We start from the raw sequence: 14627 nt of genomic DNA, 5'->3' as shown, positions 1-14627 counted from the left end.
TCGGCATAACTGAGGGTCTGCTCTTCATACACTAATGCTATCGCGTCAGGGGTTTGCTCTACCTGTTGTTCAAACAATTGATGAATACACAATGTCTCAGGATAGGCGGTTTCCGTGGCATTCCAAGTTTCCAGCAACAACCTGCGCTCCGCAGGGGACAAGATATCAATTTCTCCGATGAGCTGTTGAGGGTTAGCCGCCATCGCTTGCAGCACCGCATGCAGATATTCCACCTGTCGTTCCATCGTCGCCGAATCAAACAGGGCGGTGGCATAATTCAACGCCCCAACAATCCTGCCCTCCTCTTCTGACAAGCCCAGTTCAAGATCAAACTTGACAACATCAACGGCTTGATCGACCGGTGAGACGGCCAGCTTCGGCAGTTCCCAGTCCGTGCTCTCATTGTTCTGCCAGGCAAATATCACCTGGAACAACGGCGTATGCGCCAACCGGCGCGGCGGCTGTACAATTTCCACCACCTGTTCAAACGGTAAATCCTGATGCTCCTGTGCCGCCAATGCGGTTTGTCGAACTCGCGCCAGCAACTCACTCACGGTCAACTCACCCGATAAATCCATGCGCAATGCCAGCATATTGACAAAGAAGCCAATCAACGGCTCCACTTCCTGACGACTACGGCCCGCGCTCGGTGTGCCAATCACCACATCGTCCTGATCTGACAAACGTGACAGAACCACCACCCAAGCTGACAACAACGTCATGAATAAGGTGACGCCCTGCTGCTCACTCAGACGTTTCAGGGCCGTTGTTAATTCCACATCCAGATCAACCAGCACGGCATCTCCGGCAAACGACTGCTCCAGTGGACGAGGCCGATCAGTAGGCAAATCCAACAGAACCGGTGCGTCAGCCAGCATTGCACGCCAATAGTCAGACTGAACCTGAATACGCTCAGCCGACAACCACTGACGCTGCCAGGCGGCGTAATCTGGGTATTGGATCGCCAACGGCGGCAATGGATCGGATTGCCCGTCCATAAATGCCGTATAGAGCGTGTTCAGTTCCTGTATCAGCACATTGGCAGACCAGCCATCGGAAATAATGTGATGCAAAGTCAGCAAAAACTGATATTCATCATCGGTGAGCCGGATGAGAGCCGCACGAATAAGTGGGCCACTTTCAAGATCAAATGATGCGTGGGCTTCCTCTACGCTCAGACGCTCAAGAATAACATCAGCATCCGGTATCCCGCGCAGGTCATATTGAGATAACAGTAAGCCACTATTTGGTGCCAACAACCGCATTTGCGGTTGACCATCAATAGAGACAAAGACAGAACGTAACGCTTCATGACGGGCAAATAAGGTATCCAATGCCTTCTGCCAAGCCATGATATCCAATTGACCACACAAGCGCAGGGCCATTGGGATATGATATGTCTCACTGACGCCCTCAAGCTGCGCCAAGAACCACAAGCGCTGTTGAGCAAATGATAATGGTAATTCTCCTTCACGGGATATCGGCACGATGGCGGGCAGGATAGTACCCGGTTGTCCCTTCCGGGCCTGCATAACCTCAGCAAATGCCTTTAACGAAGGAGACTTAAACAGGGTGGTTAATGGCAGTTCAATACCCAAAGCGGCTACCCGGTTCATTACCCGCACCGCCAGCAATGAATGGCCGCCCAGAGCAAAGAAATTGTCATGCCGGCTGATCTGTTCAACGCCCAAGACTTCACGCCAAATCGCCGCCAGCGCGATTTCCATTTCTCCCTGAGGCGCTTCATAAACCTGACGGGCCACGGCTTCATTGTCCGGCGTTGGCAACGATTGGCGATCCAGCTTACCGTTAGGTGTTAACGGAAACGCATCCAGCCGCACAAAGGCCGATGGCACCATGTAATCGGGCAATTGAATACTCAGATGTTCACGTACACTGTTAATCAACCCCTCGTGAGCTTCTGCCACCACATAGGCCACCAGCCGTTTTTCCTGCCCTTCCCCCTGTGCCAATACCACAGATTCACTCACCGCCGGGTGTTCCACTAATCGGGATTCAATTTCCCCCGGTTCAATGCGGAAACCGCGAATTTTAACCTGCTGGTCGTTACGGCCCAGGAACTCCAGATTACCATCCGGCAAATAACGGGCTAAATCTCCGGTGCGATACATCCGGGCATCCGGCACCTCACTAAACGGATCAATCAGGAAACGTTCCGCCGTCAAGTCTGGGCGATTAAGGTAGCCACGCGCCACTCCCACGCCCCCGATATACATTTCCCCCACCGTGCCCAACGGAGCCGGTTGACCATACTCGTCCAGTAAGTAAAGACAGGTGTTGGCTATCGGACGGCCAATACTTTCAATAATCCGGTCACCCCGCTGTATCGGCAACCAGGCAGAATAGGTTGTCGTTTCAGAAGGTCCATAGAGATTACATAACTGCTGTATTTGTGTTTCTGCAAAAATCTGCTCAATTAAGGCGCCCTTAAGCGGTTCCCCCGCCAGATTGACAGTATGAACCGATTCCATCAGCGCCTGAGCCTGCAATAACGGTTTCATCGCTGACGGAACTGAGTTGATCAAGGTTACCGGCAAGGCATGCTGCATCAATGACAGCGCATCTTCCACCAGATAAATCGCCGCGCCACGGGACAACGGCATAAAACATTCAAAAATGGACAGGTCGAAATTCATCGACGTTGAGAAAAGCACCTCGCGGATCGCTTCCGTTTCAAAAGCCTGCTGCGCCCAGTACAGGAAGTTAACCGTATTGCGGTGCTCAATCATCACCCCTTTGGGCACCCCAGTGGAACCAGAGGTATAAATCACATAGGCCAAATGCCGCGAAGTCAGCGCAGGTACCTGTGGGTTACTGTCCGGCTGTTCAGACAAGGTATTCGGGTCCAGCACTACGAGTCCGGTCAGCGTTTCCTCGCCCAATGCAGACCAGCCTGCCTTATCCGCCAGCACCACGGTAGGGGCAGCATCGGTCAAAATATGCGCCAGCCGCCCGCCAGGATAAGTCGGGTCTAGCGGCACATAAGCCCCGCCCGCTTTCATCACCGCTAACAATCCCACTACCATTGCCGGTGAACGCGACACGCAAATCGCCACCCGCTGATCCGGCTCTACCCCTAATGTAATAAGCTGATGGGCCAACCGGTTAGCATGAGCATTTAATTCGGCATAACTGAGGGTCTGCCCTTCACACACCAAGGCCACCGCCTCTGGCGTTTTCTCCACCTGTTGTTCAAACAATTGATGAACACATAACGTCTCAGGATAGACGGTTGCCGTGGCATTCCAAGTTTCCAGCAACAACCTGCGCTCTGCCGGAGATAGAATATCAATTTCTCCGACCGGCTTTTGAGGGTTAGCCACCATCGCTTGCAGCACCGCATGCAGATATCCCACTTGCCGTTCCATTGTCGATAGATCAAACAGAGCCGTGGCATAACTCAACGCCCCAACAATCCTGCCTTCCTCTTCTAACAGGTTGAGCTCAAGATCAAACTTGACAGCATCAACGGCTTGATCGACCGGCGACACCGCCAGCCCCGGTAATCCCCATTCCGTGCTTTCATTGTTTTGCCAGGCAAACATCACCTGGAATAACGGGGTATGCGCCAGTCGGCGCGGCGGTTGCACGATTTCCACCACCTGCTCAAACGGTAAATCCTGATACTCCTGTGCCGACAATGCGGTTTGCCGGACTCGCGCCAGTAATTCCGTCACAGACAGTTCACCCGATAAATCCATGCGCAACGCCAGCGTATTGACAAAGAAACCAATCAACGGCTCCACTTCCCGACGACTACGGCCCGCGCTCGGCGTTCCAATCACCACATCTTCCTGACCTGACAGGCGCGACAAGACTATCCCCCAGGCTGACAACAACGTCATAAATAAGGTGACACCCTGCTGTTCACTCAGGCGCTTAAGGGCCGTTGTTAATTCCACATCCAGATCAACCAGCACGGCATCTCCGGCAAACGACTGCTCCAGTGGACGAGGCCGATCAGTAGGCAAATCCAGCAGAACCGGCGCGTCAGCCAGCATTGCACGCCAATAGTCAGACTGAACCTGAATACGTTCAGCCGACAGCCACTGACGCTGCCAGGCGGCGTAATCCGGGTATTGAATCGCCAATGGCGGCAAGGGATCGGATTGTCCGGCCATAAACGCCGTATAGAGCGCATTCAATTCCTGTATCAGCACATTGGCAGACCAGCCATCGGAAATAATGTGGTGCAAAGTCAGCAAAAACTGATATTCGTCATCAGTGATCCGGATGAGAGCCGAACGGATAAGCGGGCCGCTTTCGAGGTCAAATGACGCGTGGGCCTCCTCCGTACTCAGGCGCTCAAGAACTTCATCAGCATCCGAAACTCCGCGCAGGTCATATTGAGATAACAGTAAGCCGCTATCCGGTTCCAACAGCCGTACTTGCGGCTGACCATCTACAGAGACAAAGATAGAACGTAACGCTTCATGACGGGCAAACAAGGTATCCAACGCCTTTTGCCAGGCCATGACATCCAACTCACCACACAAGCGCAGGGCCATCGGAATATGATAAGTTTCACTGACGCCCTCAAGTTGTGCCAAGAACCACAAGCGCTGTTGCGCAAATGACAACGATAATTCCCCTTCACGGGATATCGGCACAATGGCTGGCAGGATAGTATCCGGTTGCTCCTTTCGGGTCTGCATAGCCTCAGCAAATGCCCTTAACGAAGGGAATTTAAACAGGGTGGTTAGCGGCAATTCAATACCCAAAGCGGCTACCCGATTCATCACCCGTACCGCCAGCAACGAATGGCCGCCCAAGGCAAAGAAATTGTCATACCGGCTGATCTGTTCAACGCCCAGAACTTCACGCCAAATCGCCGCCAGAGCCATTTCCATTTCTCCCTGTGCCGCCTCATAAACCTGACGGGCCACGGCTTCATTGTCTGGCGCCGGCAGCGCTTGACGATCCAATTTACCGTTCGGCGTTAACGGAAACGCATCCAGCCGTACAAAGGCCGACGGCACCATGTAATCAGGCAACTGAATGCTCAGATGTTCGCGTAAACTGTTAATCAACCCCTCGTGAGCTTCCGCCACCACATAGGCCACCAGCCGTTTTTCCTGCCCTTCCCCCTGTGCCAATACCACCGATTCACTCACCGCCGGATGTTCCACCAACCGAGATTCAATTTCCCCCGGTTCAATGCGGAAGCCACGGATTTTAACCTGCTGATCGTTACGGCCCAGGAATCCCAGATTACCGTCCGGCAAATAACGGGCTAAATCCCCGGTGCGGTACATCCGGGCATCCGGCACATCACTAAATGGATCAATCAGGAACCGTTCTGCCGTCAAGTCAGGGCGATTGAGGTAGCCACGCGCCACGCCCGCTCCCCCAATATAAATTTCCCCCACCACCCCCAACGGCACCGGTTGACCATATTCGTCCAGTAAGTAAAGGTAGGTGTTGGCTATCGGACGGCCGATACTTTCAATGATCCTGTCACCCCGCTGTATCGGCAACCAGGCAGAATAGGTTGTTGTTTCAGAAGGTCCATAGAGATTACACAACCGCTCTATTTGCGTGTCTTCGAAAATCTGCTCAATTAAGGCGCCTTTCAGCGGTTCCCCCGCCAGATTGACAGTATGGACCGACGCCATCAGCGCCCTAGCCTGCAATAACGGTTTCATCGCAGACGGGACTGAGTTGATCAAGGTCACCGGCAGGGTATGCTGCATCAATGACAGCGCATCATCCACCAGATAAATCGCCGCACCGCGAGATAACGGCATAAAACATTCAAAAATGGACAGGTCGAAATTCATCGACGTTGAGAAAAGCACCTCACGGATCGCTTCCGTTTCAAAAGCCTGCTGTGCCCAATGCAGGAAGTTAACCGTATTACGGTGCTCAATCATCACCCCTTTGGGCACCCCCGTGGAGCCGGAGGTATAAATCACATAGGCCAAATGCCGGGAAGTCAGCGCAGGTACCTGTGGATTACAATCCGGTTGATCAGGCAAAGTATTTGGGTTAAGTACTGTCAGTCTGGTCAGCGCTTCCTCACCCAGTGCAACCCAGCCAGCTTCATCTGCCAGCACCACGGCCGGAGCAGCATCGGTTAGAATATGAGCCAGACGCGCGCCAGGATAAGCCGGGTCTAGCGGCACATAAGCCCCGCCCGCTTTCATCACCGCCAACAATCCCACCACCATGGCCGGTGAACGCGTCACACAAATCGCTACCCGTTGGTCAGGTACGACGCCCAGTGCGATAAGTTGATGGGCCAGGCGGTTGGCACGGGCATTTAATTCAGCATAACTGAGCGTTTGCTCTTGATACACTAACGCTGTCGCGTCAGGGGTTTGCTCCACCTGTTGTTCAAATAATTGATGAATGCACAACTGGTCAGGATAAGCGGCTTCCGTGGCATTCCAAGTTGTTAACAACAAGGTACGCTCCGCTTCCGGCAGAATTTCCAACTGTCGTACCGGCATTTGCGGGGCCTGTTCCAGCGCTGTCACCAAACTCTCCAGCGCTTGCTGCATATAACCGCACAAGCTTTCCGGCTCAAACGGCCGCACTACTTGAGCCGTCAGCCCCAGAGCATCACCAAAATCTTCTACCGATAGCATTAACGGATAGTTGGTCCGCTCCTGTGCGCCAAGAAACTCAATACCGTTCATCAAATCATCTGACGTTACCGGCAAAGTATTGTGCCGATAGTTCAGCAAGCTGTTAAAGAGGGGGATCTCACCCTGTACGCCGCTGCAACGCTGGGCCAGCGCCAGTGATGCATGTTCATGCGCCAATAATCCGGCCAATCGGGTATGGGCAACCTGCACACTCTCCCGTACCGGGGTCTCATCCATATCCAACCGTAACGGCAAAGTATTAATAAACAGCCCCATGCCATTGTCAGCCCCATCTCCCGCCGCCATACGCCCAAACAGCACCGTGCCGAACACCACTTGATCTTGCCCGCTGGTACGCGACAACACCTGTGCCCAAGCCAGATGACACAAGGTCGCCAGACTAACACTCAAACGTCGGGCCTGACTGCGCAAACGGTTATTTAGCTCAGGCGCTAACATCCGGTGAGATTCAGCCACCTGCGAGCCATCACGATGCACTTCCGTCAACCCGAACGGTAACGTGGGTTCATCCACCCCGGCTAACATGCCAGTAAAGAAACGGGTATGTTCCTCCTGACTCATCCCCAACCGGGCCTGCGCTACCAGATTACGGAAAGGTGCCGGTGTAGGCAGGCTCTCCTCCTGACCTGCCAGATACGCCTGCACTTCACGGTGCATCACTTCCATCGTTTCATGGTCGCCAATCAGGTGATGCAGCAGTTGCAACAGAACCCAACGGCCATCAGTTTCTTGTGCCACCACAAAACGTAATAGCGGTGCTTCCCTCAAATCAATACGATGCTGACGCGGATCAAAACGCTGGGTTAACTGCTCACTGACCGGACCATCAATCGGGTTTAGTGTTAGTTCCGTCACCGATAAGGTGGCCTGACGCCAGACTACCTGCGCCGGGACTGACAATCCTTGCCAGATAAAAACGGTACGCAGAATATCGTGGCGATCAACCACCCGCTGAACCGCTGCCAGATAACGATCCAACAGCGCCCGGTCAGCAAAGGCCATCTGACTGAACAATAGATAGGGATCACCTTCATTCTCCAGCAAATGGTGGAACAAAATGCCATCCTGCAATGGCGACAGGGCATAGATATCCTGAATATTGGTTACCCCTCCCGGCACCTGCCCGACGATGCAGTCAATATCAGCCTGAGTCAAATCAATCAGCGGCAACATTGCCGGCGTCAACTCTGTGGTTGCTGGCATAATGACGTTAGGCGGCACTTTCACAGCCTGATGCTGTCCTAACGTTTGCGCCAGATCTGACAGCACCGGCGACTGGAACAGATCACGCGCCGTCAGTGTCAATCCCAAGTGACGCAAGCGTCCAATCATACGTACAGCGAGCAACGAATGACCACCCAAGGCAAAAAAGCTGTCATACCGACTTATTTGCTCAATGCCCAATAATTCACGCCAAATCGCCGCCAGCGCTATTTCTGTTTCTCCCTGGGGCTCAGCGTAAACCTGACGGGCAACAATTTCATTGTCCGGCGCCGGTAACGCCCGATGATCCAACTTACCGTTTGGCGTCAACGGAAAAGCATCCAGCCGCACAAAGGCCGTTGGCACCATATAGTCAGGTAAAATAGTGCTCAGGTGAGTATGCAGGCTGTCCACCAGCCCGTCATCCTCTGATTCCACCACATAGGCCACCAGCCGTTTATTCTGACCTTCCCCCTGTACCAACACCGCCACTTCACGCACCGTTGGATGCTCGGCTAACCGGGCCTCAATTTCCTTTGGTTCAATGCGGAAACCGCGGATTTTAACCTGCTGATCGTTACGGCCCAGAAATTCCAGATTGCCGTCTGGCAGATAACGCGCCAAATCCCCAGTGCGGTACATCCGGGCATCCGGGTTATCACTGAATGGATCGACAAGGAAACACTCAGCGGTCAATTCAGGACGATTAAGGTAACCACAGGCCACCCCATCTCCCCCCACATAAATCTCTCCGACCACCCCCAGCGGCACCGGCTGACCATAGATATCCAACAGATAAACCCGCGTGTTGGCTACCGGTCGGCCAATCGGGATGTTGGTCGCTTCCGGTGCTACTGCATTGATACGGTATGTGGTCGTAAAGGTGGTGCCTTCACTCGGCCCATAACCATTTAATAGCTGCTGTGGCGGACTCGTGCGCAGTACCTGACCGATGACATGCGGATCAAGGGCATCTCCCCCAACAATCAAGAGCCTTATCTGCGGCAAAACCGGAGACAATTCTTCTACTAGCTGGTTAAACAATCCGACACTCAACCACAGAACAGTAATTTGTTGAATCTGTAGAACCTGTACAAACTCTAACGGCGTCAGCAAAGTGGCGTGATCAACGACCACTAACGCGCCACCATTAAGCAATGGAGCCCAGACTTCAAACGTGCTGGCATCGAAAGCAGGGTTAGCGGCAAAGGCCACTCGGTCATCTGGTTCGATTTCAGCATAGCCATTGTTGATCACCAGCCGGACCACCGCACGATGCGGCACCAATACGCCTTTAGGTATCCCGGTAGAGCCAGAGGTGTACATGATATACGCTAACTCAGTGCTGGAACGCGGTAAGTCAAGGTTAAGGCGATCTTCCTCGTTGTCTGTATCTGTCTCATCCGAGAGACGAAACAGCGGCACAGCCAGATCCGCCGGAATATCCACCCGCGTATCGGTGAGCAGTAACTTGGCTGCACAATCACTTATTAGCCAGTTTTTCCGCTCATCCGGCACATTGGGATCTATCGGCACGTAAACAGCGCCAGCTTTGAGAATTGCCAATTGGGCTATCACCAGTTCCACCGAGCGAGCGAGCAAAAGCGCAACATGCTCACCGGGACACACCCCTTGTTCGATGAGCTGACGAGCCAACCGGTTAGCGCGGGCATTTAATTCGGCATAACTAAGGGTCTGATCTTCATACACTAATGCTATCGCGTCAGGCGTTTTCTCCACCTGTTGTTCAAACAACTGATGGATACATAACTGATCAGGATAGGCGGTTTCCGTGGCGTTCCAGCTTTTTAACAGCAACGTCTGTTCCGCTTCTGGCAGAATTTCCAATGCCCGAACAGCCATATCCGGGGCTTGCTCAAGAGCCTCCACCAGACTTTCTAGCGTCCGTTGCATATAGCCGCATATCCGTTCTGACTCAAACGGTTGCACTACCTGAGCGGTCAGTCCCAGAGCATCGCCAAAATCCTCCACTGACAGCACTAACGGGTAGTTAGTTCGCTCCTGTATGCCAAGGAATTCAATACCGCCAATCAGTTCATCTGATGCTGCCGATAAGGCATTATGCCGATAGTTCAGCAAGGCACTAAAAAGCGGCGTACCGCTGGCAACCCCACTGCACCGCTGAGCCAGCGCCAGTGACGCATGCTCATGCGCTAATAATCCAGCCAATCGGGCCTGGGCAGCCTGTACACTTTCCCGTACCGGGGTTTCATCGATATCCAACCGCAATGGCAAGGTATTAATAAACAACCCCATGCCGTTGTCGGCGCCATCCGCTGCCTGCATACGCCCAAACAGCACGGTGCCGAACACCACTTGTTCCTGACCACTGGTACGCGACAACACCTGTGCCCAAGCCAAATGACACAATGCCGCCAGACTGACCCCTAAACGCCGAGCCTGACCGCGCAGACGATCATTCAACTCAGGCGCCAACATCCGGTGGGATTCCGTCACCTGTGAGCCGTCGCGGTGCACCTCTGTCAACCCGAATGGCAGCGTCGGTTCATCCACCTCCGCCAGCATTTCGGTAAAGAAACGGGTATGTTCTTCCTGACTTACCCCCAGTCGGGCCTGAGCCACCAGATTGCGGAAAGGTACCGGAACAGGCAGGCTCTCCTCCTGACCCATTAGATACGTCTGGACTTCGCGGTGCATCACTTCCATCGTTTCATGGTCGCCAATCAGGTGATGCAGCAATTGCAGCAGTATCCAACGGCCATCGGTTTCCTGCGCCACCACAAAACGCAATAACGGCGCTTCGTTCAGGTCGAGACGATGATGACGCGGATCAAACTGCCGGATTAACTGCTCACTGACCGGACCATCAACCAGGTTTAATGTCAGTTCAGTCACCGATAAAGTGGCCTGACGCCAGACCACCTGCGCCGGTACTGACAATCCTTGCCAGATAAAAGCAGTACGTAAGATATCGTGGCGATCAACCACCCGTTGCACCACCGCCAGATAACGATCCAACAGAGCCCGATCAGCAAAAGCCATTTGCCCCGTCAACAGATACGGATCACCTTCGTTTGCCAGTAAGTGGTGGAACAAAATACCGTCCTGCAACGGCGACAGAGCATAGATATCCTGAATATTAGCGATCCCGCCCGGCACCTGCCCGACGATGCGGTCAATGTCAGCCTGAGTCAAATCAATCAGCGGCAACATCGCCGGCGTCAGCGCCGTAGTTGCTGGCGTAATAACGTTAGGCGGTACGATCACAGCCTGATGCTGTCCCAACGTTTGAGCCAGATCTGACAGCACCGGCGATTGGAACAGATCACGCGCCGTCAGTGTCAATCCCAAGTGACGCAGGCGTTCAACCACCCGTATCGCGAGTAGCGAATGACCACCCAGAGCAAAAAAGCTGTCATACCGGCTTATCTGCTCAATTCCCAGTAATTCACGCCAAATCGCCGCCAGCGCAATTTCTGTTTCTCCCTGAGGCGCTTCGTAAGTCTGACGGGCAAAGGCTTCACTGTCAGGTGCCGGTAGTGCACGACGATCCAATTTACCGTTCGGCGTTAGCGGAAACGCATCCAGCCGCACAAAGGCTGACGGCACCATATAGTCAGGCAAAATAGCTTGCAGATGAGCACGCAGACTGTTCGCCAGCCCGTCATGGGCTTCCGCCGCCACATAGGCCACCAGCCGTTTATCCTGCCCGTCCCCCCGAGCCAACACCGCCGCTTCACGCACCGTTGAGTGCTCTGCTAACCGGGCTTCAATTTCCCCGAGTTCAACGCGGAAGCCGCGGATTTTAACCTGCTGATCGTTTCGGCCCAAGAATTCCAGATTGCCGTCCGGCAGATAGCGGGCCAAATCCCCGGTGCGGTACAGGTGAGCATCCGGGTTATCACTGAACGGATCGGTAAGGAAACGCTCGGCGGTCAATTCAGGCCGATTAAGATAACCACAGGCCACCCCATCTCCACCCACATAAATCTCCCCTACTCCCCCTAACGGCACCGGCTGACCACAAGTATCCAACAGATAAACCCGCGTGTTGGCTACCGGTCGGCCGATCGGGATATTGGTCGCTCCCGGTGCGACTGCATTGATTCGATATGTTGCCGTAAAGGTGGTGCCTTCACTTGGCCCATAGCCATTTAATAGCTGTTGTGGCGGGCTGGTGTTCAGTACCTGGCTGATAACATGGGGATCAAGAGCATCTCCGCCGACAATCAAAAGCTTTATCTGCGGCAAAACCGGAGACAGTTCCGCTGCCAGCCGGTTAAACAACCCGACACTCAACCACAGAACCGTCATTCGCTGAATCTGTAAAGCCTGTACAAACGCCTGCGGCGTCAGCAAAGTGGCATGATCAACAACCACTAATGCGCCACCATTAAGCAACGGCGCCCAGACTTCAAACGTGCTGGCATCAAAAGCCGGATTAGCGGCAAAAGCCACCCGATCATCCGGTCCAATTTCAGCATAGCCATTATTGATAACCAGCCGGACTACCGCACGATGCGGCACCAAAACCCCTTTAGGTGTCCCGGTAGAACCGGAGGTGTACATGATATACGCTAACTCAGTGCTGGAACGCGGTAAGTCAGGATTGATGCGATCTTCTTCACAGCTCGTGTCTGTCTCATCCGAGAGACAAAACAGCGGCACAGCCAAGTTAGCCGGAATATCCACCTGTGTATCAGTGAGCAATAATCTGGCGGAACAATCATTTATCAGCCAGTTTTTCCGCTCATCCGGCACACTGGGATCAATCGGCACATAAACGGCACCGGCTTTGAGAATCGCCAATTGGGCTACCACCAGCTCCATAGAGCGCGCAAGCAGAAACGCAACATGATCACCGGGGCACACCCCTTGTGCGATGAGTTGACGAGCTAACCGATTGGCGCGGGTATTCAGTTCCATATAACTGAAGATTCTATCTCCAGCTATCAGTGCCGTTGCCTCCGGTTTTTTCTCTACTTGTTGTTCAAACAACTGATGGATACATAACGCCTCAGGATAGACGGTTTCCGTGGCGTTCCAAGTTTCCAATAACAACTTGCGTTCAGCCTCAGGTAACAAATTAAGCTGCCCAATGGGGATTTCATCACTCATCCTTTTTGATGATGCCAGTACCTGCAAATGCTCACTCATCCGCAGAATAACTTCCGGACTCAAGCGATTTTCATCATAGATCCAGCGAAAACCGCCCTGCGCATTCATTTGGAACGTCAGCAATTCGCCAGAGACCGTCTGATCACACGATTTGTCATCCTGTATTACAGAAACGGCGATCTGCCATGGTCGGCTTGTTCTTAATTCCGGGATAGACCGCAGTGAAGGAGAACGGGAGAGAAGATCTCGACTAAATGTGCGGTGCCTTGCCAATCGAACAAGTTCATCATCAATCCAATCAGCTACTACAGACCACGGCTTATCAAACGCTACCTCGACAACCATCGGCACCACCGATGACAACCCAGCCAATATATCTGGTTTATCGTTTGCCTCATCCACACACCAACCGATTTGCAGTTCAGTCTGCTGAGTCAAACGCGCAAGATAGATAACGAATACCTGCAACAACGCCTGTAATGGATCTTCTCCAGCGTTTTTTAGCAATGGAGGCTGCCAGGGACTCATTCCCCATCGGGGTTCTGCCTGTTTCCCAATCATTTCAAAAGGCAACTGAAGTGGTTGCAGCGAGGCAAGACGCTTATACCAAAATGGTTCACTGGGTGCGAGTGTTTGCAGGGTATCTTTTACATTCTGCGCTTGTTGTGAGGAGAGTAAAGGAAGCTGTTTGCCCGGCCTAAGTTCCGATATATCGGCAAGCTCTCTGGCAGACAGCAAATCACCTTCAAGGGTAGCGAATCCCCCGATCCGCACATCCTCACTGCCAGTCGTCACCTGCCAGGCATCCTCCTCCACACTAATCAACGTACCGGGTATCCCCTCAGAGCCTGTGTTCAACCGCTCAAGCCAAGAAATTTGTACCGGGCCATGCCTCAGTAACAGTTTCGTGCAACCCAATGGATTTAAATAATTTTCCCCAAAATCCAATGCTCGCACTAAAGCTGACAGGACTTCTGCCGACTGCTCCCAACACAAATATCCCCCCCCATCGGGGCGACGCGACTGAGCATAAAAACTCCGTTGCGAGAGATCTTGAGGATAAGTCACCAGTGCGTCGCGCCCCAGATTTTTCAGTAGTTCAACAAATCCTTTCTGAGCCGCCTGATAACACTTCAGATTCAACGAGAAAGCGTTATCCTGTTCTTCAATCGATACCGGCCATTGCACAGCAATATCGCCAGTATCTACACCACCTTCAATGCAGTGCCAAGAAATAGCGTAATGAGTCTCCCGAGCTAACAACGCCCAGGAGGTTGCATGACTGCCCGCATAGCGTGGCAGAGGACTATTATGATAATTAAAAGCACTGCCACGAATTTGTTCAATGAGCGACCCCGGCAGGATGATTGGGTTGACGATTGAGAAAAGCCAATCGACAGGCTGTGACGTGATTTGTTCTTGTAATGCATCAACCGAGTTCACACAAGCAATCCCTTGCCGGGCAGCCCACGTTTGTAGAACCGTATCAGTAGGTAGCACTGCTTGTATGGTATGCCCTGCCGCCAGAATTTGCTCGGCGCAGAACACTGCAAGGGTCGTTCCCCCTACCACAACACATATTCGTGATGGAATCGATGTATCATACGTATTATGAATTATATTTTCACATGACATCTGAGAGAGAGCTTCATCTTTAAGAACATTTCCCGCTGTAGCAATGTTACCTTTCAT

1 protein-coding gene (running past one end of the window) is annotated in these 14627 nt (G+C 53.0%); it reads right to left on the bottom strand.

Going from position 1 to position 14627, the window contains the following annotated elements:
* Window positions 1-14627 carry the 5' end (the start) of a non-ribosomal peptide synthase/polyketide synthase gene (locus tag AACQ83_RS13735; RefSeq protein WP_112878116.1) on the bottom strand. It extends 21778 nt beyond the left edge of the window, so 14627 of the gene's 36405 nt are visible here — the first part of the coding sequence; it begins with the start codon at window positions 14625-14627; its stop codon lies beyond the left edge, outside the window.

The organism is Photorhabdus sp. S10-54, assembly GCF_963878145.1.
Taxonomy (GTDB): Bacteria; Pseudomonadota; Gammaproteobacteria; order Enterobacterales; family Enterobacteriaceae; genus Photorhabdus; species Photorhabdus kayaii.
This window is presented reverse-complemented; position numbering and strand designations above follow the sequence as displayed.